At 69.1% G+C, this 21,948-nt stretch carries 36 protein-coding genes; 35 read left to right on the forward strand and 1 reads right to left on the reverse strand.

Annotation, left to right across the window (positions count from 1 at the left end; all coding sequences use genetic code 11):
- Positions 1-62: 62 nt before the first annotated feature.
- The 34 genes from tuf to truA all read left to right on the forward strand — a co-directional run bounded on the left by tuf (position 63) and on the right by truA (position 20,085).
- Positions 63-1,256, forward strand: a complete 1,194-nt coding sequence (gene tuf, locus ACLQ2X_RS08835) for an elongation factor Tu (RefSeq protein WP_425680485.1) — start codon at positions 63-65, stop codon at positions 1,254-1,256.
- A gap of 357 nt (positions 1,257-1,613) precedes the next feature.
- On the forward strand, positions 1,614-1,922 hold the full coding sequence (rpsJ, locus tag ACLQ2X_RS08840) for a 30S ribosomal protein S10 (protein WP_007073037.1): 309 nt from the start codon (positions 1,614-1,616) through the stop codon (positions 1,920-1,922).
- Between the two features lie 11 nt (positions 1,923-1,933).
- Complete coding sequence (gene rplC, locus ACLQ2X_RS08845; protein ID WP_425680486.1) at positions 1,934-2,599, forward strand: 50S ribosomal protein L3; 666 nt, start codon at positions 1,934-1,936, stop codon at positions 2,597-2,599.
- Positions 2,596-3,261: a 50S ribosomal protein L4 gene (gene rplD, locus ACLQ2X_RS08850; RefSeq protein WP_425680487.1), complete on the forward strand. Its 666-nt coding sequence runs from the start codon at positions 2,596-2,598 to the stop codon at positions 3,259-3,261. Before rplC ends, rplD begins: the two co-directional genes overlap by 4 nt.
- The gene (gene rplW, locus ACLQ2X_RS08855; protein ID WP_425680488.1) at positions 3,258-3,560 is read left to right on the forward strand and encodes a 50S ribosomal protein L23; all 303 of its coding nucleotides are present in this window, start codon (positions 3,258-3,260) and stop codon (positions 3,558-3,560) included. The genes rplD and rplW overlap by 4 nt, the downstream gene beginning before the upstream one ends.
- A 12-nt stretch (positions 3,561-3,572) precedes the next feature.
- A complete protein-coding gene (gene rplB, locus ACLQ2X_RS08860) occupies positions 3,573-4,412 on the forward strand; it encodes a 50S ribosomal protein L2 (RefSeq protein ID WP_425680489.1) in 840 nt (279 codons plus the stop codon).
- 12 nt (positions 4,413-4,424) lie between these two features.
- The gene (gene rpsS, locus ACLQ2X_RS08865; protein WP_007073032.1) at positions 4,425-4,706 is read left to right on the forward strand and encodes a 30S ribosomal protein S19; all 282 of its coding nucleotides are present in this window, start codon (positions 4,425-4,427) and stop codon (positions 4,704-4,706) included.
- A gap of 40 nt (positions 4,707-4,746) precedes the next feature.
- Complete coding sequence (gene rplV / locus ACLQ2X_RS08870; protein ID WP_425680490.1) at positions 4,747-5,199, forward strand: 50S ribosomal protein L22; 453 nt, start codon at positions 4,747-4,749, stop codon at positions 5,197-5,199.
- Positions 5,199-6,053, forward strand: a complete 855-nt coding sequence (gene rpsC, locus ACLQ2X_RS08875; protein WP_425680491.1) for a 30S ribosomal protein S3 — start codon at positions 5,199-5,201, stop codon at positions 6,051-6,053. The genes rplV and rpsC overlap by 1 nt, the downstream gene beginning before the upstream one ends.
- 3 nt (positions 6,054-6,056) lie before the next feature.
- On the forward strand, positions 6,057-6,482 hold the full coding sequence (rplP, locus tag ACLQ2X_RS08880; protein WP_007465292.1) for a 50S ribosomal protein L16: 426 nt from the start codon (positions 6,057-6,059) through the stop codon (positions 6,480-6,482).
- On the forward strand, positions 6,482-6,718 hold the full coding sequence (gene rpmC / locus ACLQ2X_RS08885) for a 50S ribosomal protein L29 (protein ID WP_425680492.1): 237 nt from the start codon (positions 6,482-6,484) through the stop codon (positions 6,716-6,718). Before rplP ends, rpmC begins: the two co-directional genes overlap by 1 nt.
- On the forward strand, positions 6,715-6,993 hold the full coding sequence (gene rpsQ, locus ACLQ2X_RS08890) for a 30S ribosomal protein S17 (protein ID WP_425680493.1): 279 nt from the start codon (positions 6,715-6,717) through the stop codon (positions 6,991-6,993). Before rpmC ends, rpsQ begins: the two co-directional genes overlap by 4 nt.
- A gap of 98 nt (positions 6,994-7,091) precedes the next feature.
- Positions 7,092-7,460, forward strand: a complete 369-nt coding sequence (rplN, locus tag ACLQ2X_RS08895; protein WP_007465279.1) for a 50S ribosomal protein L14 — start codon at positions 7,092-7,094, stop codon at positions 7,458-7,460.
- Entirely contained in the window at positions 7,457-7,777 is a 321-nt protein-coding gene (gene rplX, locus ACLQ2X_RS08900) for a 50S ribosomal protein L24 (RefSeq protein ID WP_425680494.1), read from the forward strand. The genes rplN and rplX overlap by 4 nt, the downstream gene beginning before the upstream one ends.
- On the forward strand, positions 7,777-8,346 hold the full coding sequence (gene rplE / locus ACLQ2X_RS08905; protein ID WP_425680495.1) for a 50S ribosomal protein L5: 570 nt from the start codon (positions 7,777-7,779) through the stop codon (positions 8,344-8,346). Before rplX ends, rplE begins: the two co-directional genes overlap by 1 nt.
- A gap of 1 nt (position 8,347) precedes the next feature.
- Entirely contained in the window at positions 8,348-8,533 is a 186-nt protein-coding gene (locus ACLQ2X_RS08910) for a type Z 30S ribosomal protein S14 (protein ID WP_007073023.1), read from the forward strand.
- A gap of 98 nt (positions 8,534-8,631) precedes the next feature.
- Positions 8,632-9,039: a 30S ribosomal protein S8 gene (gene rpsH / locus ACLQ2X_RS08915; protein WP_425680496.1), complete on the forward strand. Its 408-nt coding sequence runs from the start codon at positions 8,632-8,634 to the stop codon at positions 9,037-9,039.
- Between the two features lie 16 nt (positions 9,040-9,055).
- Positions 9,056-9,598, forward strand: a complete 543-nt coding sequence (gene rplF, locus ACLQ2X_RS08920) for a 50S ribosomal protein L6 (RefSeq protein ID WP_425680497.1) — start codon at positions 9,056-9,058, stop codon at positions 9,596-9,598.
- A gap of 67 nt (positions 9,599-9,665) precedes the next feature.
- Positions 9,666-10,055 (forward strand): 50S ribosomal protein L18, encoded by a 390-nt coding sequence (rplR, locus tag ACLQ2X_RS08925; protein WP_425680498.1) that lies wholly within the window; start codon positions 9,666-9,668, stop codon positions 10,053-10,055.
- A 33-nt stretch (positions 10,056-10,088) separates the two neighbouring features.
- Entirely contained in the window at positions 10,089-10,703 is a 615-nt protein-coding gene (gene rpsE, locus ACLQ2X_RS08930; protein ID WP_425680499.1) for a 30S ribosomal protein S5, read from the forward strand.
- Positions 10,703-10,885, forward strand: coding sequence for a 50S ribosomal protein L30 (gene rpmD, locus ACLQ2X_RS08935; RefSeq protein WP_091444005.1), 183 nt, complete (start codon positions 10,703-10,705; stop codon positions 10,883-10,885). Before rpsE ends, rpmD begins: the two co-directional genes overlap by 1 nt.
- The gene (gene rplO, locus ACLQ2X_RS08940) at positions 10,885-11,328 is read left to right on the forward strand and encodes a 50S ribosomal protein L15 (RefSeq protein WP_425680500.1); all 444 of its coding nucleotides are present in this window, start codon (positions 10,885-10,887) and stop codon (positions 11,326-11,328) included. The genes rpmD and rplO overlap by 1 nt, the downstream gene beginning before the upstream one ends.
- A 234-nt stretch (positions 11,329-11,562) precedes the next feature.
- Positions 11,563-12,891 (forward strand): preprotein translocase subunit SecY, encoded by a 1,329-nt coding sequence (secY, locus tag ACLQ2X_RS08945; protein ID WP_425680501.1) that lies wholly within the window; start codon positions 11,563-11,565, stop codon positions 12,889-12,891.
- Positions 12,892-13,545, forward strand: coding sequence for an adenylate kinase (locus ACLQ2X_RS08950; RefSeq protein ID WP_425680502.1), 654 nt, complete (start codon positions 12,892-12,894; stop codon positions 13,543-13,545). It abuts the gene before it with no gap.
- 95 nt (positions 13,546-13,640) lie between these two features.
- Complete coding sequence (map, locus tag ACLQ2X_RS08955; RefSeq protein ID WP_425680503.1) at positions 13,641-14,495, forward strand: type I methionyl aminopeptidase; 855 nt, start codon at positions 13,641-13,643, stop codon at positions 14,493-14,495.
- An 80-nt stretch (positions 14,496-14,575) separates the two neighbouring features.
- Entirely contained in the window at positions 14,576-15,133 is a 558-nt protein-coding gene (locus tag ACLQ2X_RS08960) for a DUF1707 SHOCT-like domain-containing protein (protein WP_425680504.1), read from the forward strand.
- 230 nt (positions 15,134-15,363) lie between these two features.
- Positions 15,364-15,585, forward strand: coding sequence for a translation initiation factor IF-1 (gene infA / locus ACLQ2X_RS08965; RefSeq protein ID WP_007073013.1), 222 nt, complete (start codon positions 15,364-15,366; stop codon positions 15,583-15,585).
- Between the two features lie 91 nt (positions 15,586-15,676).
- On the forward strand, positions 15,677-15,790 hold the full coding sequence (gene rpmJ / locus ACLQ2X_RS08970; RefSeq protein WP_012184307.1) for a 50S ribosomal protein L36: 114 nt from the start codon (positions 15,677-15,679) through the stop codon (positions 15,788-15,790).
- 204 nt (positions 15,791-15,994) lie between these two features.
- Entirely contained in the window at positions 15,995-16,375 is a 381-nt protein-coding gene (rpsM, locus tag ACLQ2X_RS08975; protein WP_013288614.1) for a 30S ribosomal protein S13, read from the forward strand.
- Between the two features lie 18 nt (positions 16,376-16,393).
- The gene (gene rpsK, locus ACLQ2X_RS08980; protein ID WP_014440747.1) at positions 16,394-16,801 is read left to right on the forward strand and encodes a 30S ribosomal protein S11; all 408 of its coding nucleotides are present in this window, start codon (positions 16,394-16,396) and stop codon (positions 16,799-16,801) included.
- Positions 16,802-16,815: 14 nt separating this feature from the next.
- Positions 16,816-17,442 (forward strand): 30S ribosomal protein S4, encoded by a 627-nt coding sequence (gene rpsD / locus ACLQ2X_RS08985; protein ID WP_425680505.1) that lies wholly within the window; start codon positions 16,816-16,818, stop codon positions 17,440-17,442.
- A 96-nt stretch (positions 17,443-17,538) separates the two neighbouring features.
- Entirely contained in the window at positions 17,539-18,561 is a 1,023-nt protein-coding gene (locus ACLQ2X_RS08990) for a DNA-directed RNA polymerase subunit alpha (RefSeq protein WP_007073009.1), read from the forward strand.
- Between the two features lie 34 nt (positions 18,562-18,595).
- Positions 18,596-19,177 (forward strand): 50S ribosomal protein L17, encoded by a 582-nt coding sequence (gene rplQ, locus ACLQ2X_RS08995; protein WP_425680506.1) that lies wholly within the window; start codon positions 18,596-18,598, stop codon positions 19,175-19,177.
- Positions 19,178-19,251: 74 nt separating this feature from the next.
- On the forward strand, positions 19,252-20,085 hold the full coding sequence (truA, locus tag ACLQ2X_RS09000; RefSeq protein ID WP_425680507.1) for a tRNA pseudouridine(38-40) synthase TruA: 834 nt from the start codon (positions 19,252-19,254) through the stop codon (positions 20,083-20,085).
- 6 nt (positions 20,086-20,091) lie between these two features.
- Here the strand turns inward: truA and ACLQ2X_RS09005 are convergent, their stop codons facing one another.
- Complete coding sequence (locus ACLQ2X_RS09005) at positions 20,092-20,841, reverse strand: hypothetical protein (protein WP_425680508.1); 750 nt, start codon at positions 20,839-20,841, stop codon at positions 20,092-20,094.
- Between the two features lie 481 nt (positions 20,842-21,322).
- Between ACLQ2X_RS09005 and ACLQ2X_RS09010 the strand changes: the two genes are divergently transcribed.
- The gene (locus ACLQ2X_RS09010) at positions 21,323-21,928 is read left to right on the forward strand and encodes a class I SAM-dependent methyltransferase (RefSeq protein WP_425680509.1); all 606 of its coding nucleotides are present in this window, start codon (positions 21,323-21,325) and stop codon (positions 21,926-21,928) included.
- Positions 21,929-21,948 lie beyond the last annotated feature (20 nt).

A 21,948-nucleotide genomic window follows, 5' to 3' on the forward strand; every position in this document is an offset into this window, starting at 1 on the left:
AGTCCTAAGCGCCGCACGGCGCGCCGGGCGAACGAACCAAGAAAGTCCACAGGAGGACACCAGTGGCGAAGGCTAAGTTCGAGCGGACTAAGCCGCACGTCAACATCGGCACCATTGGTCACATCGACCACGGTAAGACGACGCTGACGGCGGCCATCACCAAGGTCCTGCACGACCAGTACCCGGACCTGAACCCCTACACGCCGTTCGACGAGATCGACAAGGCGCCGGAGGAGAAGGCCCGCGGTATCACGATCTCGATCGCGCACGTCGAGTACCAGACCGAGGCGCGTCACTACGCGCACGTCGACTGCCCCGGGCACGCCGACTACATCAAGAACATGATCACCGGTGCCGCGCAGATGGACGGCGCGATCCTGGTGGTGGCGGCGACCGACGGCCCGATGCCGCAGACCCGCGAGCACGTGCTGCTGGCCCGTCAGGTCGGTGTGCCGTACATCGTCGTGGCGCTCAACAAGAGCGACATGGTGGACGACGAGGAGCTCCTGGAGCTCGTCGAGCTCGAGGTGCGCGAGCTGCTCTCCTCGCAGGAGTACCCGGGTGACGACCTGCCGGTCGTCCAGGTCTCCGCGCTGAGGGCCCTCGAGGGCGACCCGGTCTGGACCGAGAAGCTGCTCGAGCTGATGAGCGCGGTCGACACCGCGATCCCGCAGCCCGAGCGCGAGACCGAGAAGCCGTTCCTCATGCCCGTCGAGGACGTGTTCACGATCACCGGTCGTGGCACCGTCGTCACCGGTCGTGTCGAGCGTGGCGTGCTGCTCCCGAACGAGGACGTCGAGGTCGTCGGCATCCGCGAGAAGGGCTTCAAGACCAAGGTCACCGCGATCGAGATGTTCCGGAAGACCCTGGACGACGCCCGCGCAGGCGAGAACGTCGGCCTGCTGCTGCGTGGCACCAAGCGCGAGGACGTCGAGCGCGGCATGGTGGTCATCAAGCCGGGCACCACGACCCCGCACACGGAGTTCGAGGCGACGGTCTACATCCTCTCCAAGGAGGAGGGCGGCCGCCACACCCCGTTCTTCCAGAACTACCGCCCGCAGTTCTACTTCCGGACCACGGACGTCACCGGCGTCGTCACGCTGCCCGAGGGCACCGAGATGGTCATGCCGGGCGACAACACCTCGATGACGGTGAAGCTGATCCAGCCCATCGCCATGGAGGACAACCTGAAGTTCGCGATTCGCGAGGGTGGTCGTACGGTCGGCGCGGGTCGCGTCACCAAGATCCTCAAGTGAGCTGGGTAACCCCGATTAGCGTCGCCGCCGGTCGTGCGGCATACTAGTCAGGTTGCGTAACGACGGTCGGTCGCCCGCGTCCGGTTGACGCTGGACCTCCGGGAGTCAGACCGTATCGCGTGGGGTGGTTGGTCGCCATCGGCGGTCAACCACCCTCGCGCGGCGTTCAGGTCGCGGTTCTCCGCGATCGGCGCCAATGACCTACCGCGTGGTCGGAGAGCCGCTCCGGAGTCCCGGGGCGGAGCCCGTCCCACGGGCGCGACACGCCCGACCGCGGGGGTCGGCGGAAGTGGGCCTGTGCCAGCCGGTGCAGGCGCCCGCAACACAGCGGCATCGAGAGAAGGAACAGAAGCCACCATGGCGGGACAGAAGATCCGCATCCGGCTCAAGGCCTATGACCACGAGGTCGTCGACTCCTCGGCTCGGAAGATCGTCGAGACGGTGACGCGTACCGGGGCGCAGGTCGCTGGCCCGGTGCCGCTGCCCACGGAGATCAACCGTTTCTGCGTCATCCGCTCGCCGCACAAGTACAAGGACTCGCGCGAGCACTTCGAGATGCGTACGCACAAGCGTCTGATCGACATCATCGACCCGACCCCGAAGACGGTCGACTCGCTCATGCGCCTCGACCTGCCGGCTGGCGTCGACATCGAGATCAAGCTGTAGGGACCGGACAAATGGACAGGCAAGTCAAGGGGATCCTGGGCGCCAAGCTCGGCATGACCCAGGTCTGGGACAACAACAAGGTTGTGCCCGTGACCGTGGTTCAGGCCGGCCCGTGCGTCGTGAGCCAGGTTCGTAGCGCCGACAAGGACGGCTACTCCGCGGTCCAGCTGGCGTACGGGGTCATCGACCCGCGCAAGGTCAAGAAGCCGATCGCCGGGCACTACGCCAAGGCGGACGTCGCACCGCGCCGGCACATCGTCGAGCTGCGCACCGCCGACGCCGGGGACTACGCCCCCGGCCAGGAGGTCACGGTCGACGAGTTCCCGGCCGGCGTCGTGATCGACGTGACCGGAAAGACCAAGGGCAAGGGCTACGCAGGCCCGATGAAGCGACACGGCTTCCACGGTCTGCGCGCCAGCCACGGTGTCGAGCGCAAGCACCGCTCGCCCGGCTCGATCGGCGCCTGCGCGACCCCGGGTCGCGTCTTCAAGGGCACGCGGATGGCGGGCCGGATGGGTGGCGTGCGCTACACCGTCCAGAACCTGACCGTCCAGGCGGTCGACACCGAGAACAACCTCCTGCTCGTCCGCGGCGCCATTCCGGGCCCGAAGGGCGCGCTGGTCCTGGTCCGCACGGCGGCCAAGGCGAAGGTGAAGAAGGGCGGTGCGGCCAAGTGACCACCGTTGACGTGATCAACGTCGAAGGCGCCAAGAGCGGCTCCGTCGAGCTGCCGGCCGATATCTTCGACGCACAGGCGAACATCGCGCTGATGCACCAGGTCGTGGTGGCCCAGCTCGCGGCGGCTCGCCAGGGCACCCACAAGACGAAGTCCCGCGGCGAGGTCTCCGGTGGAGGCAAGAAGCCGTACAAGCAGAAGGGCACCGGTCGCGCCCGCCAGGGTTCGATCCGCGCGCCGCAGTTCGCCGGCGGTGGCGTGGTCCACGGCCCGGTGCCGCGCGACTACAGCCAGCGCACCCCGAAGAAGATGAAGGCTGCCGCCCTGCGTGGCGCCCTCTCCGACCGGGCCCGCGCCGGCCAGGTGCACGTCGTCGAGGCGTTCGTCTCGGACGAGAAGCCGTCCACCAAGGCGGCGCTGGCCACGTTGGCCAAGCTGACCACGGCCCGGCGGGTCCTGGTCGTGCTGAGCAGCACCGACGAGCTGAACTGGGTGTCGCTGCGGAACCTGCGCAACGCGCGGGACAGCCGGGTACACCTGATCGAGGCCGGCCAGCTCAACACCTACGACGTGCTGGTGGCCGACGACGTGGTCTTCACCAAGGAGGCCCTGGACGAGTTCCTGGGCGTGCCCGCCGAGACCACCGAGGAGGATGGCAAGTGAGCACGATCGCCGATCCGCGTGACGTCATCGTCGCGCCGGTCGTCTCGGAGAAGAGCTACAGCGAGCTGAACCGCAACTGGTACACCTTCATGGTGCACCCGGACGCGAACAAGACCGAGATCAAGATCGCTATCCAGCAGATCTTCAACGTCCGCGTCCTGACGGTCAACACGCTCAACCGCGAGGGCAAGCGCAAGCGGACCCGTAGCGGGTTCGGCAAGCGCAAGGACACCAAGCGCGCGATGGTGAAGCTGGCTGACGGTGACCGTATCGAGGCCTTCGGCGGCCCGGTCAGCTGAGGGGTGTAGACAATGGCTATCCGTAAGTACAAGCCGACGACGCCGGGCCGGCGTGGCTCGAGCGTTGCCGACTTCGCCGAGATCACCCGGTCGACGCCCGAGAAGTCGCTGCTGGCTCCGCTGCCGAAGAAGGGCGGACGCAACGCCCACGGCCGGATCACCGCGCGGCACCACGGTGGCGGGCACAAGCGCCAGTACCGTCTGATCGACTTCAAGCGGGTCGACAAGGACGGCGTGCCGGCGAAGGTCGCCCACATCGAGTACGACCCGAACCGCACCGCGCGCATCGCGCTGCTGCACTACGCCGACGGCGAGAAGCGCTACATCCTCGCGCCGAAGGACATGAAGCAGGGCGACCGCGTCGAGTCCGGTCCGGGCGCCGACATCAAGCCGGGTAACAACCTGCCGCTGCGCAACATCCCGGTCGGCACCACGATCCACAACGTGGAGCTGCGTCCGGGTGGCGGGGCCAAGCTGGCCCGCTCGGCCGGCGTCGGCATCCAGCTGCTCGGCCGCGAGGGCGCGTACGCGACCCTGCGTATGCCGTCCGGCGAGATCCGGCGGGTGGACGTGCGCTGCCGCGCCAGCATCGGCGAGATCGGCAACGCCGACCAGTCGAACATCAACTGGGGTAAGGCCGGCCGGATGCGGTGGAAGGGCAAGCGCCCGACCGTCCGTGGTGTCGCGATGAACCCCGTGGACCACCCGCACGGCGGTGGTGAGGGTAAGACCTCCGGTGGTCGCCACCCGGTCAACCCACAGGGTAAGCCCGAGGGCCGCACCCGTCGTAAGGGCCAGCCGAGCGACCGGATGATCGTCCGCCGCCGCTACGCCACGCGTAAGCGCGGCTGAGGGAGATAAGACATGCCTCGCAGCCTTAAGAAGGGCCCGTTCGTCGACGACCACCTGCTCAAGAAGGTGGAGACGCAGAACGACAAGGGCTCGAAGAACGTCATCAAGACCTGGTCGCGGCGCTCGACGATCATCCCGGAGATGCTGGGTCACACGATCGCCGTGCACGACGGACGCAAGCACGTCCCGGTGTTCGTGACCGAGGCCATGGTCGGGCACAAGCTCGGCGAGTTCGCGCTGACCCGCACGTTCAAGGGTCACGAGAAGGACGACCGGAAGAGCCGCCGGCGCTGACGCCGCGGGCATACGGATAGAGGAACAAGGGGTTACAGCGATGCCAGGAAAGGGCGACGCTCCGGTGCTTCCGGGCGCGCGGGCGGTTGCGCGGCACGTGCGCATCTCGCCGATGAAGGCGCGCCGGGTGGTCAACCTCGTCCGCGGCCTGCCCGCGAAGGAGGCGCTCACGGTGCTGCAGTTCGCGCCGCAGGCTGCGAGCGAGCAGGTGTACAAGGTGCTCGCGAGCGCGATCGCCAACGCGGAGAACAACGAGCGGCTGGACCCCGACGCGCTGCTCGTCAGCGAGGCGTTCGTCGACGAGGGCCCGACGATGAAGCGGTTCCGGCCGCGGGCGCAGGGCCGGGCTTTCCGGATCCGCAAGCGGACCTGCCACATCACTGTGGCGGTCGAGGCGGTCGCGCCGGCCGCGCCGAAGAAGTCGGCGAAGAAGGCCGCTGGGACCAAGCCGGCGGACGCCGAGGGGCAGAGCACGACGGAGGGTGCCGAGTAATGGGTCAGAAGGTTCACCCGACCGGGTTCCGGCTCGGCATCTCGACCGACTGGAAGTCCCGCTGGTTCGCGGACAAGCTCTACAAGGACTACATCGGCGAGGATGTCAAGATCCGCCGGATGATGTCCCAGGGCCTCGAGCGTGCCGGGATCTCCAAGGTCGACATCGAGCGCACCCGTGACCGGGTCCGTGTCGACATCCACACCGCCCGGCCGGGCATCGTCATCGGCCGTAAGGGTGCGGAGGCCGACAAGATCCGCGGCAAGCTGGAGAAGCTCACCGGCAAGCAGGTGCAGCTGAACATCATCGAGGTCAAGAACCCCGAGTCGGACGCGCAGCTGGTTGCCCAGGGCGTTGCCGAGCAGCTCTCCAGCCGGGTCAGCTTCCGCCGGGCCATGCGCAAGGCGATGCAGTCCGCGATGAAGAACCCGGCCTGCAAGGGCATCCGGGTTCAGGTCTCGGGTCGCCTCGGCGGTGCCGAGATGAGCCGGACCGAGTTCTACCGCGAGGGCCGGGTTCCGCTGCACACGCTGCGGGCCAACATCGAGTACGGCTTCTTCGAGGCCCGTACCACCTTCGGCCGGATCGGCGTGAAGGTCTGGATCTACAAGGGCGACGCCGTCCCGGGCCGGGAGGCTCCGGCCGAGGCCGGTCCGTCCCGTCCCCGTCGGGACCGCGGCGACCGCCCCGAGCGGCCCCGCCGTGGCCGGTCGGGTTCGTCCGGCACCACCGCCGGTGGCACCGAGGCGGGCCGAGCTGCCGCCGCGCAGCAGGCCGAGGCGCCGAGCGCCCAGCCGGCCGACAGCGCGGCTGTCGCCGGTTCCGCTCCGGCAGAAACGCAGCAGGAGGGCTGACAGATGCTGATGCCGCGCAAGCCCCCGAAGGGCTTCCGCAAGCCGCACCACCCGGACCGCAGCGGCGCGTCCAAGGGTGGTAACCGGGTGGTCTTCGGCGAGTTCGGGATCCAGGCTCTCGAGCCGGCGTACGTGACGAACCGTCAGATCGAGTCGGCACGTATCGCCATGACCCGTCACATCAAGCGTGGTGGCAAGGTCTGGATCACGATCTTCCCGGACCAGGCACTCACCAAGAAGCCGGCCGAGACCCGGATGGGTTCCGGCAAGGGTTCGCCCGAGTGGTGGGTCGCGAACGTCAAGCCGGGTCGGGTCCTCTTCGAGATGTCCTTCCCCAACGAGCAGATCGCGCGAGAGGCGATGCGTCGCGCGATCCACAAGCTCCCGATGAAGTGCCGCATTGTTACGCGCGAAGTGGGTGAATCCTGATGGCAGCGGGCGTCAAGGCCTCCGAGCTGCGTGAGCTCTCCGAGGAGGAGCTGGTCACGAAGCTGCGCGAGGCGAAGGCGGAGCTGTTCAACCTCCGCGTGCAGGCCGCAACCGGGCAGCTGGACAACAACCGGCGGCTGCAGATCATCCGTCGGGAGATCGCCCGGATCTACACGATCATGCGTGAGCGTGAGCTGGGTCTCTCGGCCGCGCCGACTGAGGTGACTGCATCATGAGTGAGAACACCACCGCCGCCCCCGCGCGGTCCCGCCGCAAGGTTCGCGAGGGCCTCGTGGTCAGCGACAAGATGGACAAGACCGTTGTGGTCGAGGTCGAGGACCGGGTCAAGCACGCGCTCTACGGCAAGATCATGCGCCGTACGCGCAAGCTGAAGGTCCACGACGAGCAGAACTCGGCCGGCATCGGTGACCGAGTCCTGATCATGGAGACCCGGCCGCTTTCCGCCACCAAGCGGTGGCGGCTCGTGGAGATCCTCGAGAAGGCCAAGTAGCGAAGGCTCGAGCTCGGCCGGTCTCGGTCGGGCGCAGGTTCCGCCAGGCTCCGGCCGCCCTCGCGCGGCCGGAGAACCGGCAGACATAGGAGATAGACGTGATTCAGCAGGAGTCGCGACTGCGCGTCGCCGACAACACGGGTGCCCGGGAGATCCTGTGCATCCGTGTGCTCGGCGGCTCCGGTCGGCGCTACGCGAGCATCGGCGACGTCATCGTGGCCACGGTCAAGGATGCGATCCCCGGTGCCGGTGTGAAGAAGGGCGATGTCGTCAAGGCTGTCGTCGTTCGGACCGCCAAGGAGCGGCGGCGGCCGGACGGGTCGTACATCCGCTTCGACGAGAACGCCGCCGTCATCATCAAGGACGGTGGGGACCCGCGCGGTACCCGTATCTTCGGCCCGGTGGGCCGGGAGCTGCGGGACAAGCGGTTCATGAAGATCATCTCTCTCGCGCCGGAGGTGTTGTGACCGTGAAGGTCAAGAAGGGCGACACGGTCGTCGTCATCGCCGGCAAGGACAAGGGTGCCAAGGGTAAGGTCATCGCGGCCTACCCGCGGCAGGACAAGGTCCTGGTCGAGGGCGTGAACCGGGTCAAGAAGCACACCCGCATCAGCACCACCCAGCGTGGCGCCAAGACCGGTGGCATCGTCACCCAGGAGGCCCCGATCCACGTGTCGAACGTGATGGTCGTGGACTCCGAAGGCAAGCCGACCCGCGTCGGCTACCGGATCGACGACAATGGCCAGAAGGTCCGCATCGCGCGTAGCACCGGTAAGGACCTCTGATGACCACGGCTACCGAAACCAAGACCCTGCCGCGCCTCAAGGAGCGGTACCGCAACGAGATCGTGGGCGAGCTGCAGAAGCAGTTCGAGTTCGCCAACGCGATGCAGGTGCCGCGGCTGGTCAAGATCGTCGTCAACATGGGCGTCGGCGAGGCCGCTCGCGACGCCAAGCTGATCGACGGGGCCGTCCGCGACCTGGCCACCATCACCGGCCAGAAGCCGCAGGTTCGGCGGGCCACGAAGTCCATCGCGCAGTTCAAGCTCCGCGAGGGCATGCCGATCGGCGCGAAGGTCACCCTGCGCGGCGACCGGATGTGGGAGTTCCTGGACCGGCTGCTCTCGATCGCGCTGCCGCGTATCCGTGACTTCCGCGGCCTGGACGGGCGCAAGCTCGACGGGCACGGCAACTACACGTTCGGCCTGACCGAGCAGTCGGTGTTCCACGAGATCGATCAGGACAAGATCGATCGCCAGCGGGGCATGGACATCACGGTGGTCACGACCGCCACGACCGACGACGAGGGCCGGGCGCTGCTCAAGCTCCTGGGCTTCCCGTTCAAGGAGAACTGAGATGGCCAAGAAGGCGCTGATCCTCAAGGCGGCCGCGAAGCCGAAGTTCTCGGTTCGCGCGTACACCCGCTGCCAGCGGTGCGGGCGTCCGAAGGCGGTCTACCGCAAGTTCGGTCTCTGCCGGGTGTGCATCCGGGAGATGGCCCACCGCGGTGAGCTGCCCGGCGTGTCCAAGGCTTCCTGGTAATAGCCCGGCGCGCTCCGGCGCGTCAGCTGAACTGTCTCTTCGCCGTAGGCCCCGGGCCTGGCCCGGGGAACCCCGGCGAGAAAGGTTGACGAGTTTTCATGACGATGACCGACCCGATCGCAGACATGCTCACGCGTCTGCGTAACGCCAACCAGGCGTACCACGACCGGGTGACGATGCCCTACTCGAAGATCAAGGCGAACATCGCCGAGGTCCTCAAGGCCGAGGGTTACATCGCCACCTGGTCCGTCGAGGAGCCCGAGGAGGGCGCCGTCGACAAGCGACTGGTCGTCGAGCTGAAGTACGGCCAGAACCGCGAGCGGAGCCTGGCCGGCATCAAGCGCGTGTCCAAGCCCGGTCTCCGGGTGTACGCCAAGACGGACGGGCTCCCGCGGGTGCTCGGTGGGCTGGGCGTGGCGATCATTTCGACGTCCCAGGGGCTGCTCACTGATCGGCAGGCCCGCAAGCGGAGCGTTGGCGGGGAAGTCCTCGCCTTCGTCTGGTAACGGGAGACAGGTAGAAATGTCGCGTATTGGACGTAAGTCGATCCCGGTGCCCGCTGGCGTCGACATCACGATCGACGGCCAGACCGTCAAGGTCAAGGGCCCGAAGGGCGAGCTGAGCCACGTGCTGGCCGAGCCGATCACGGCGGAGCGCAGCGACAACGGCGAACTGCACGTCAACCGGCCCAACGACGAGCGCAAGGCCAAGGAGCTGCACGGCCTGAGCCGTACGCTGGTGGCCAACATGATCGTCGGGGTGACCGAGGGCTACCGCAAGAGCCTGGAGATCGCCGGCACCGGTTACCGGGTGACCGCCAAGGGCAAGGACCTGGAGTTCGCGCTCGGGTTCTCGCACCCGGTCCTGGTGCAGGCGCCGGAAGGCATCACCTTCACGGTCGAGAAGCCGACGGTGTTCCACGTGGCCGGCATCGACAAGCAGCAGGTCGGCGAGATCGCCGCCAACATCCGGAAGATCCGTCCGCCGGAGCCCTACAAGGGCAAGGGCGTGAAGTACCAGGGCGAGGTCATCCGCCGCAAGGCCGGTAAGGCGGGCAAGAAGTGACCGCGGCCGGCAACACCCGGGCGAGGTCGTCCGCCGGCCGTGAGGCCGTGAGAAAGGCAGGTAAGAAGTGAGCGCCACGCTGCTCAAGCGCCGCCGCGGCGTCGCCGCCAAGCGTGCCGTCGGGCGTGCGCGTCGGCACTTCCGGGTCCGCAAGAACGTCAGCGGCACCGCCGAGCGTCCCCGCCTGGTCGTCACCCGCTCCCTGCGGCACGTGATCGCCCAGGTCGTCGACGACACCAAGGGTCACACCCTGGCGTCGGCCTCGACCATGGACGCCTCGCTGCGCGGCGCCGAGGGCGACAAGAGCGCCCTGGCCGGCAAGGTCGGCGCTCTGCTCGCCGAGCGTGCCAAGGCCGCCGGCGTCTCGAAGGTCGTCTTCGACCGCGGTGGCAACCGGTACGCGGGGCGTGTCGCCGCGCTCGCCGATGCCGCCCGCGAAGCCGGGCTCGAGTTCTAGAAACCCCGTCACGAGAGAGAAGGAAGGCTGCTGATGCCAGGTCAACAGCGCCGTGGCGGCGGGTCCGGTGGCAACGAGGGTGGTCGCCGCGACAACCGCCGTGAGGGCGGCCGCGGAAACGCGCCCGTCGAGAAGACCCCGCACATCGAGCGGGTCGTCGCGATCAACCGCGTCGCCAAGGTCGTGAAGGGTGGTCGTCGCTTCAGCTTCACCGCCCTCGTGATCGTGGGCGACGGCGACGGCACCGTCGGCGTGGGCTACGGAAAGGCCAAGGAGGTGCCCGCGGCCATCGCCAAGGGTGTCGAGGAGGCCAAGAAGCACTTCTTCAAGGTGCCGCGGATCGGTCAGTCGATCCCGCACCCGGTGCAGGGCGAGGAAGCCGCCGGTGTGGTGCTGCTCAAGCCGGCCTCCGCCGGTACGGGCGTCATCGCCGGTGGCCCGGTGCGCGCCGTGCTGGAGTGCGCGGGCATCCACGACGTGCTCTCCAAGAGCCTCGGCTCGTCCAACCCGATCAACATCGTGCACGCCACGGTGGCGGCCCTGAAAGGGCTCGAGTCCCCGGAGCAGGTCGCGGCCCGTCGTGGTCTGCCGGTCGAGGACGTCGCGCCGGCCGCCATGCTGGCGTCGCGGGCGGGGGTGGCGTCCTGATGGCACGCCTGAAGGTCACCCAGCTCCGATCCGAGATCGGGACCAAGAGGAACCAGCGTGAGTCGCTGCGTTCGCTCGGTCTCAAGCGGATCAACGACGTGGTGGTCAAGGAGGACCGGCCGGAGATCCGCGGCATGATCTTCACGGTCAGCCACCTCGTGAAGGTCGAGGAGGTCGAGTAATGACGATCAAGGTTCACCACCTGCGTCCGGCTCCGGGTGCCAAGACCGACAAGACCCGGGTGGGTCGCGGTGAGGGCTCGAAGGGCAAGACCGCCGGTCGCGGTACCAAGGGTTCCAAGGCCCGGAAGAACATCTCGCCGGCGTTCGAGGGCGGGCAGATGCCCATCCACATGCGCCTGCCGAAGATGAAGGGCTTCAAGAACAAGTTCAAGGTCGTGTTCCAGGTGGTCAACCTGGACCGGCTCGCCGAGCTGTTCCCGAACGGCGGCCAGATCGGCCCCGTCGAGCTGGTCGAGGCCGGCGCGGTCCGCAAGGGCCACCCGGTCAAGGTGCTCGGCACCGGAGACCTCGGCGGCGTGGCTCTCCAGGTCTCGGCGCACGCGTTCAGCGCGTCGGCCAAGGAGAAGATCACCGCGGCCGGCGGCTCGGTCACCGAGCTGTAAGGCGATGTTCGTGGCGCCCGCTCAGTTGTTCGCAACTGGGCGGGCGCCGTGCTCTACCGGCCACGTGTGCGCCGGGTAACATCGAATTCGTTTTATGTAGCCGGGCGCATCTGCCCGGCACGGGGTCGGGCTGTTAGAGTCCGATCCCAGCCATGGATGCCGGGCACTCCGTCCGGCACCACCCCGCCCCGCCAGGATCGTCACCGGCGGCCCGCGTCGCGCAGGAGGAAGAAGTTGCTGTCCGCCTTTCTCAGTGCGTTCCGTACGCCTGACCTGCGCAAGAAGCTGCTGTTCACAGTAGGCATCGTCGCGGTCTACCGGCTGGGCGCCACGCTGCCCAGCCCGGGCGTCTCGTACGGCAACGTGCAGAAGTGCCTCGACACCATCCAGGGCGGCGGCACCAGCCCTCTCCAGCTGCTGGACCTCTTCTCCGGTGGGGCGTTGCTGCAGCTCTCGGTCTTCGCGCTGGGCATCATGCCCTACATCACCGCGTCGATCATCCTGCAGCTGCTGACGGTGGTGATCCCGCGACTGGAGCAGCTCCGCAAGGAGGGCCAGGCCGGTCAGGCGAAGATCACCCAGTACACCCGCTACCTGACCCTGGGCCTGGGCATCCTCCAGTCCTCGGCGTTCGTGGCGCTGGCCCGCTCCGGGCAGCTGTTCAACAACCAGTGCGACCAGTTCCCGATCGTGCCCAGGGGCACCGGCATCCCGGACTGGCTGACCCTGACCATCCTGGTCATGACCATGACCGCCGGTACCGGCATGGTGATGTGGCTCGGCGAGCTGATCACCGACCGGGGCGTCGGCAACGGCATGTCCGTGCTGATCTTCACCTCGATCGCGGCCCGGCTGCCCAGCGAGGGCTGGAAGATCAAGACCACCAAGGGCTGGGGGATGTTCTTCCTCGTCATCGCCCTGGTGCTGCTGGTCATCACCGCGGTCACGTTCATCGAGCAGGCACAGCGCCGGATCCCGGTGCAGTACGCGAAGCGCATGATCGGCCGGCGGATGTACGGCGGGACCTCGACCTACATCCCGCTCAAGGTGAACCAGGCCGGCGTCATCCCGGTCATCTTCGCCTCGTCGCTGCTCTACCTGCCGACGCTCGCGCTCCAGTTCTTCGACCAGAACGACCCGGGCAAGACCCAGGCGTGGATCCAGAACCACATCGTGAAGGCGAGCGCGCCCGAGCACATCGCCCTCTACTTCCTGTTGATCGTCTTCTTCACGTACTTCTACGTGTCGATCACGTTCAACCCGACCGAGGTCGCGGACAACATGAAGAAGTACGGCGGCTTCGTGCCGGGCATCCGCCCCGGCAAGCCGACCGCCGAGTACCTCGACTTCATCCTCAGCCGGATCACCCTGCCGGGCGCGCTCTACCTGGGCATCGTCGCGATCCTGCCGAACTTCTTCTTCATCTGGCTGGACAACGAGCAGTTCCAGAACTTCCCGTTCGGCGGCACCGCTGTGCTCATCATGGTCGGCGTCGGTCTGGAGACCGTGAAGCAGATCGAGAGCCAACTCATGCAGCGGAACTACGAAGGGTTCCTGCGGTAGATGCGACTCGTTCTGGTTGGCCCGCCGGGCGCGGGCAAGGGCACACAGGCGGAGTTCATCGCCGCGCAGCTCTCGGTGCCCCAGATCTCGACCGGTGACATCTTCCGGGCGAACGTCACCCAGGGCACGCCGCTGGGCGTCGAGGCCAAACGGTTCATGGACGCGGGCAAGCTGGTCCCGGACGAGGTCACCATCAACATGGTGCGGGGCCGGCTCGCCGAGCCGGACGCCAGCGAGGGGTTCCTGCTCGACGGCTTCCCGCGTACCACCCCGCAGGCCGCCGCGCTGGACAAGCTCCTCGCCGACCTGGGCACCGCGCTGGATCTGGTGCTGGAACTGGTCGTCGACGACGACGAGGTGATCCGGCGGCTGTCCGGCCGGCGCACCTGCCGCGGCTGCCGCAAGATCTGGCACGTCGAGTTCGACGCGCCCAGCCGGGAGGGCGTCTGCGACCGCTGTGGCGCGGAGCTGTTCCAGCGGGACGACGACAAGCCGGAGACCATCGCCGCCCGCCTGCGGGAGTACGCCGACAAGACCGCGCCGCTGGTGGACTACTACGGCGCGCAGGGCAAGCTGGTCGGCATCGACGCGACCGGGCCGGTGGAGGACGTCACGGTCCGCGCCATCGACGCGCTGCGTTCGTACGGCGGCTGAGGTCCCCCCGCCGACCGGCGGATAGAGTGCGAACAGCGGGGTACGTGCGACGTACCCCGCTGCTCCGCGTACACGCCAAGAAAGGTAATGCCACGATGCGCCGTCACCAGCTGGACATCCAGCTGAAGACCCCCGAGCAGATCGAGCTGATGCGGGCCGCCGGCCTGGTGGTGGCCCGCGCCCTGGGGCGGATGCGGGAGGCTGTCGCGCCCGGTGTGACGACGGCGGACCTCGACGTGATCGCCGAGTCCACCATCCGCGAGGCCGGCGCCGTCCCGTCCTTCAAGGGCTACCACGGCTTCCCGGCGTCGATCTGCTCCTCGGTCAACGAGCAGGTGGTGCACGCCATCCCGTCGGCGCGGCAGGTGCTGCGCGAGGGCGACCTGATCTCGATCGACTGCGGCGCGGTGCTGGACGGCTGGCACGGCGACGCGGCGGTCACCGTGCCCGTCGGCGAGGTCGACCCGGCGTTGCTGAAGATGACCGCGGTCGCCGAGGACGCGATGTGGGCCGGGATCGCCGCCGCGGCCCGGGGCGCGGCCTCCGGCAAGGGACGACTCACCGACATCTCCCACGCGGTCGAGACCGCGGTCCGGGCCGGCGGCCGGTACGGCATCGTCGAGGGCTACGGCGGCCACGGCATCGGCACCGAGATGCACCAGGACCCGCACGTGCTCAACCACGGCCGCCCCGGCAAGGGGCCGCGCCTGGTGCGCGGCATGGCGCTCGCCATCGAGCCGATGATCACCATGGGCTCGCCGCGTACCGTCGAGCTGGCCGACGGCTGGACGGTGGTGACCCGGGACCGGTCGATGGCGGCGCACGTCGAACATTCGATGGCGCTGTTGGACGACGGCGTGTGGGTGCTGACCGCCGAGGACGGCGGCCGCGGCCGCCTGGGGGACCTGGTGACCGCGCGACAGGTGTCGGTGGACTCCCCGGCGGTCTGATCGGGCCGTCCGCCCCGCCGGCTCCCCGTGCCCGTCCGGCAGTGCTGCCGCTCTGGCGATTGAGTGACATGCTTGTCGCCATGGATGAGCGCAACCGGATACGGGCTGCCGACGCGGACCGGGAGGCCACCGCGGAGCGGCTCCGGGCGGCGCTGGCCGAGGGCCGGCTGGACCTGGACGAGTACGACGAGCGGCTCCGCCAGGCGTACGGGGCCAAGACCTACGGCGAGCTGGACACGTTGCTGACCGACCTGCCCACCTCCGGGCCGGTCGAGCGTGCCCTGCCGATACCCCGCCTAGGCGGCAGGAGCGCCGTTGCGCCGTCGGGGCCGCAGACGGGCGAGGTGGCCGCGAAGGGGCAGCGAAACGCCTGGCTGCTGGAGGTCTGGGGGCCCTGGTTGAAGGTCGCCCTGATCGTCAACGTCATCTGGTTCATCACACAACTGGGTGACGGTGAGTTCGAGCTGGACGACTACTGGCCGATCTGGGTGTTCGGCCCGTGGGGGGCCGTGATGGCCTTCCGGACCGTGCAGGGGCTGGCCAGCGGCGAGCCGGCGAAGGCCGCCGAGCGGCGGCGACGCAGGCAGGTCGAGCGGGAGGCGCGTCGACAGGCGAAGCGGGAGCTGCCGGAGACGTGACAAGGGTCATATCCCAGCACTCCGGGTGACCCTCGTGCAGGTCGGTTTGGCGAGGCCGTGCCGACCGGCGTACACTTTCTGTTCGGCGCACAGCGTCCACTCCGCCATGCCCACCAGCGCTTCGGTGGGAGGCGGAGCCGCGGCTGGCGCGGGTTTCCGACCACGGTCGGTTCACCCGTGTAAGACGTTGTGGGCCGTCCGGAGCAACCGACGTCAGGACAGCGGAGTACATGCCGAAAAAAGACGGAGCCATCGAGATCGAGGGTCGGGTCATCGAGCCCCTGCCGAACGCCATGTTCCGGGTGGAGCTCGCGAACGGCCACAAGGTGCTCGCCCACATCAGTGGCAAGATGCGGCAGCACTACATCCGCATCCTGCCGGAGGACCGGGTCGTCGTCGAACTCTCGCCGTACGACCTGACCCGCGGGCGCATCGTCTACCGCTACAAGTAAGCCTGGCGGCGGCCGGGGAACGTTCCCGTGTCCGTCTTCGACGTCCGGCCGTGTCTCGGCACGCTCGGGCCAGATGGGAAGTAAGGCAACCGTGAAGGTCAAGCCGAGCGTCAAGAGGATCTGCAACAAGTGCCGGGTGATCCGCCGGCACGGCCGGGTCATGGTGATCTGCACCGACCCGCGCCACAAGCAGCGCCAGGGCTGACGCCCCACATCACCAGCTCGTCCCAGCCGCGGTCGGTGCGCACGCGTACCCCTCGTGGTTGACCCCCGGTCGGAGGCCGGGGCCCGCTCGGGCAGCGACCCATCCCGGTCGCCGGCGTGTGACACGCCGGAAGGACAGGGACGGTCGGAGCGGGATGGGACGGGTCCACACCTCCGCCACACATCACGAGGAGTACGCCCGCACATGGCACGTCTAGTCGGCGTGGATCTCCCCCGCGAGAAGCGGATGGAGATCGCGCTCACCTACATCTTCGGGGTCGGTCGTACCCGCGCCCTGGAGACGCTCGCCGCGACCGGCATCTCGCCGGACAAGCGCGTTCGGGACCTCACGGACGAGGAACTCGTCGAGCTCCGGAACCACATCGAGGGCAACTACAAGGTTGAAGGCGACCTGCGCCGCGAGGTCGCCGCTGACATCCGCCGCAAGGTCGAGATCGGCTGCTACGCCGGCATCCGGCACCGTCGCGGTCTGCCCGTGCGTGGCCAGCGCACCAAGACCAACGCGCGGACCCGGAAGGGCCCGAAGCGGACCGTGGCCGGCAAGAAGAAGCCCGGCAAGAAGTAACTAGGAGCGCACAGACTTATGCCACCGAAGGCTCGTGCCGGAGCCGCCGTCAAGAAGGTCCGGCGCAAGGAACGCAAGAACGTCGCCCACGGGCAGGCGCACATCAAGAGCACCTTCAACAACACCATCGTGTCCATCACGGACCCGACCGGTGCGGTCATCTCCTGGGCCTCGTCCGGCCAGGTGGGCTTCAAGGGCTCCCGCAAGTCGACCCCGTTCGCCGCTCAGCTGGCCGCCGAGGCCGCCGCGCGTCGGGCCATGGAACACGGCATGCGCAAGGTCGACGTGTTCGTCAAGGGTCCCGGCTCCGGCCGGGAGACCGCCATCCGTTCGCTGCAGGCCGCCGGTCTCGAGGTCGGACAGATTTCCGACGTCACCCCGCAGCCGCACAACGGGTGCCGTCCGCCGAAGCGTCGCCGGGTCTGAGAGGTTAGAGAGAGATGGCTCGTTACACCGGTGCAGACTGCCGCCGTTGCCGGCGGGAGAAGATGAAGCTGTTCCTCAAGGGCAGCAAGTGCGATGGACCGAAGTGCCCGTTCGAGTCCCGGCCGTTCCCGCCCGGGCAGCACGGCCGCGGCCGCACGAAGGAGACGGAGTACCTGCTCCAGCTCCGTGAGAAGCAGAAGGCCCGCCGGGTCTACGGCGTGCTGGAGAAGCAGTTCCGCGGCTACTACGAAGAGGCCGTGGGCAAGAAGGCCAAGACCGGTGAGGTTCTGCTGCAGATCCTCGAGTCGCGGCTGGACAACGTGGTCTACCGGGCCGGCTACGCCAAGTCCCGGGACATGGCCCGTCAGCTGGTCAAGCACGGTCACTTCACGGTGAACGGCAAGAAGGTCGACATCCCGTCGTACCGCGTCAAGGAGCACGACATCATCGAGGTGCGTGGGAAGAGCAAGGAGCTCACCCCGTTCCTCGTGGCGCAGGGCGAGGCCGGTTCCCGTACCGTCCCGGCGTGGCTTGAGGCCATCCCGAGCCAGATGAAGATCCTTGTGCACTCGCTCCCGGCCCGTCAGGTGATCGACACCCAGGTCCAGGAGCAGCTGATCGTCGAGCTCTACTCCAAGTAAGGGCTCGTTGCGGTGGCCCGCCCCGACGGGGCGGGCCACCGGAACAGTTGTGTCGTGGGCGTCAAATAGCGGGCGCCCCGGAAGAGAAGAGAAAAGATGCTCATCAGCCAGCGACCGTCTCTCTCCGAAGAGTCGATCAACGAGACCCGGTCCCGGTTCACCATCGAGCCGCTGGAGCCCGGCTTCGGCTACACGCTCGGCAACTCGCTGCGGCGCACGCTGCTGTCGTCCATCCCGGGCGCGGCGGTCACCTCGATCAAGATCGACGGTGTCCTGCACGAGTTCACCACGATCCCCGGTGTCAAGGAGGACGTGGTCGAGCTCGTCATGAACATCAAGGAGCTGTGCGTCAGCTCCGAGCACGACGAGCCGGTCAGCATGTACCTGCGCAAGCAGGGGCCCGGCGACGTGACCGCCGGTGACATCCAGCCCCCGGCCGGTGTCTCGGTGCACAACCCGGACCTGAAGCTCGCCACCCTCAACGGCAAGGGCCGGCTCGACATGGAGCTGACCGTCGAGCGGGGTCGCGGCTACGTCACGGCGGCGCAGAACAAGCAGGCGGGCGCGGAGATCGGCCGGATCCCGGTCGACTCGATCTACTCGCCGGTGCTCAAGGTGACGTACCGGGTCGAGGCGACCCGCGTCGAGCAGCGCACCGACTTCGACCGGCTGATCATCGACGTCGAGACCAAGCCGTCGATGGGCCCGCGTACCGCGCTGGCCTCGGCCGGTTCGACGCTCGTCGAGCTGTTCGGGCTCGCCCGCGAGCTGGACGAGACCGCCGAGGGCATCGACATCGGGCCGTCCCCGCAGGACGCCCAGCTGGCGGCGGACCTGGCTCTGCCGATCGAGGAGCTGGACCTGACCGTCCGCTCCTACAACTGCCTCAAGCGCGAGGGCATCAACTCCGTTGGTGAGCTGATCGGGCGTACCGAGGCCGACCTCCTCGACATCCGCAACTTCGGCCAGAAGTCGATCGACGAGGTCAAGATGAAGCTCGCCGGGATGGGCCTGGGGCTGAAGGACTCGGCTCCGAACTTCGACCCGGCGCACGTCGTGGATGCCTTCGGCGAGGCCGACTACGACACCGACGACTACCGCGAGACCGAGCAGCTCTAGTCCGCGCTGCCGCCACACCTGAGGAGCACCAAGCATGCCCACGCCCACCAAGGGCCCCCGCCTCGGCGGCAGCCCCGCGCACGAGCGGCTGATGCTGGCCAACCTGGCCACCGCGCTGTTCCAGCACGGCAAGATCCAGACCACCGAGACGAAGGCCCGGCGGCTCCGCCCGCTGGCCGAGCAGCTCATCACCAAGGCCAAGCGCGGCGACCTCGCCTCGCGTCGCCGGGTGGCGGGCGTCGTCAAGGACAAGGACGTGGTCTACAACCTGTTCGACCAGATCGCGCCCCGGTACGCCAACCGCAACGGTGGCTACACCCGGATCGTGAAGACCGGCCCGCGCAAGGGTGACGCCGCTCCGATGGCGATCATCGAGCTGGTGGAGGAGCTTCAGGTCGCCGAGCCGAAGGCGAACCGGAAGACCGCCGCCCGCAAGGCCGCCCAGCAGGACAAGGTCGAGGCCCTGGCCCCGGCCGAGGAGACCCCGCGCTCCAGCGGTGGCGACCAGGACGCCGAGGCTCCGGTTTCCGCCTCCGGTGACACCGCCGCCGCCCGCGAGGACAGCGACGAGGCCACCGAGAACGACGACAAGGCCACCGAGAACGACAAGGCCTGAGCGTAGGCAGCAACGTCGGGCCCGGCTCCCCACGCGGGGATGCCGGGCCCGTCGGCGTCAACGGGAGGTACGAGGTGGACGAGCGGAGCCGGCTGCGGCTGGACGTCTCGTACGACGGCGCCGGCTTCTCCGGCTGGGCGCCCCAGCCCGCCCGGCGCACGGTTGCCGGCGTCCTGCTGGACACGCTGGACCTGGTCCTCGGCGCGGGGACCGTGACCGGGTTGACCGTGGCCGGGCGCACCGACGCCGGGGTGCACGCCACCGGGCAGGTCTGTCACCTGGACCTGCCGACGGCGGTGTGGCGGGACCACGAGGGGCGGCTGCTGCGCCGGCTGGCCCGGCTCCTCCCGCCGGACGTCCGGGTCCGCGCGATGACCGAGGTGCCGGCGACGTTCGACGCCCGGTTCTCGGCCACGTTCCGCCGCTACGAGTACCGGGTCACTGACGCCCCCTGGGGTGCCGAGCCGCTGCGCCGCGGCGACACGCTGGCCTGGCCCAAGCCGCTGGACCTGACGGCGCTGAACGCGGCCGCCGCAGGGCTGGTCGGTGAGCACGACTTCGCCGCGTACTGCCGGCGCAAGGAGAACGCGACCACGCTGCGCGAGGTGACCCGGCTGGACTGGCGGCGGGACCCGGACGGCATCCTGGTCGCCACCGTGCAGGCCGACGCGTTCTGCCAGAACATGGTGCGCAGCCTGGTCGGGGCGATGCTTGTGGCCGGGGACGGGCGGCGGCCGGTGGAGTGGCCCGCGGGGCTGCTGACCCGCCGGGAACGGTCCAGCGAGGTGACCGTGGCGCCGGCGCACGGTCTGGCGCTGGTCGAGGTGGGCTACCCCGCCGACCCGGCCGAGTACGCGCGCCGCGCCGACCTGACCCGCCGCCTGCGGGTGCCGGTGGCCGAGGGCTGAACCTGCTCAGTCGGAGGTGGCCCGTTGGCTGACGCCGCCGTACGTCGGGGTGCCGGTGGGTCGGTCGCCCGCGCCTGCGGCGGTCCGCCGGTTCAGCACGCCCCGGTTCAGGTGCAACTCGATCACGTCGTACATGATCTGCCGGGCGGTGCTGTCGTCGCCGGCGATGCGCGTGCCGTCGGCGCGGGTGACCACGCAGTAGGCGACGTAGTGGCCGCGGGTCTGCCAGCCGACCCGGGCGGCGGCCTTCTCCACCATCGTGGTGTCGTCGCCGGCGGCCATGCCGCGGAACCGCCCCTTCCGTTCCTCGATCAGCGGCCGGAGCCGGTCGCGTACCCGCAGGGCGCTCGCCGCGTCGGTGACGTTGAACAGGCCGGCGGTGAGCAGGTGGTCGCCGCCGGGGGAGCGGAGTGTCCCGCGGACCACCAGGTTGCAGCCGAGCCGGTCCAGCAGGTCGGCGATCTCGCCGGTGGCCGCCGTGCCGCACGTGGTGCTCGCCTGGGTCTTGAGCACCTGGTAGGCCGGCTCGCCGTCGGCGACCACCAGGGTCTTCGCCGGGAAGACCTCCTTGACGGCGAGGGCGGCCCGGTCGGTCTCCCGGGAGTCCAGATTGTCGTCGGGGGTGCCGCTTCCCGCGATCGGCTGGGGCGGCGGCTGCGCTGCCGACGGCGCGGCGGGCCGGTCCTCGCGCAGCGCCGCGATGATCAGCCCGGTGAGGGAGACCAGGAGCAGCACGGCGACGCCGCCGACGAGCACCGGGCGGAGTCGGTCGCCGCCCCGGGAACGCCGGGACGATGGTGACCTCGCGCCCGCCCGGGTGGGCGGGTGAGCCGGGACGGGCCGGGTCGTCGCGGCCGGTATCGGTGCCGGTGCCGGTGGCGCGGGCTGCGGCGGTACGGGTTCCCGGGGCGGCGCGGGCTTGCCCGGTGTCGGTGCCGGCTTCGGCGGTGCGGGCGCCGGTGCGTGGGCGTCGTGGACCACGGATCGGGTGGTCCGCGCCGGTGGCAGTGACGGGGTGGGGAAGCGGGACGGCGACGGCCCGGCGGGCGGCGGCGTCGCGGCTGCGGGCCCGTGCGGGGCGTCCTCGTCGGACTCGTACCGGTACACCATGGAGGACACAGTAGGGGCTGATTGTCCCTTTCAGGGGTAATACCGGGAAAGTCTGTCGGGGTGGCGTGCGCCGCCGCCCGCCGCACCGTCGTCGGCCCCACTCCCGCCCGGTGCGACAATGCCGGACGTGACCGGCGACCACTACTTCACCGCTGAACCGACCACCCCGGCCCGCCCCCGCGAGGTCGAGTTCACCGTCGCCGGGCGCGACTACACGCTCACCTCGGCCGGCGGTGTCTTCTCCGCCGACCGACTCGACCCCGGCACCGCGGTGCTCCTGCGCAAGGCCGACCTGCCCGCCGCCGCCGTGACCGGCGCCCTGCTCGACATCGGCTGCGGCTTCGGGCCGATCACCTGCGTCCTCGCCACCGTCGCACCCGCCACCACCGTCTGGGCGGTGGACGTCAACGAGCGGGCCCGCGCCCTCACCACCGCCAACGCCGAACGGGTCGGTGCCGCCGAGCGGGTCCGGGCCGTCGCGCCGGACGAGGTGCCGGCCGACGTCACCTTCACCCAGATCTGGTCCAACCCGCCGATCCACATCGGCAAGGCCGACCTGCACGCGCTGTTGCTGCGCTGGCTGCCCCGACTCACCCAGGACGGCGTGGCCTGGCTGGTCGTCGCCCGCCACCTGGGCGGTGACTCGCTGCACCGCTGGCTGGTCGAGCAGGGCTGGCAGGCACACCGGCACGCCAGCCAGAAGGGGTACCGGGTGCTGCGGGTCACCCGGTAATCCGGTGTCGCCCGTCGACC

It is taken from the genome of Micromonospora sp. DT31, from assembly GCF_049841795.1.
In the GTDB taxonomy this organism is placed as follows: Bacteria; Actinomycetota; Actinomycetes; order Mycobacteriales; family Micromonosporaceae; genus Micromonospora.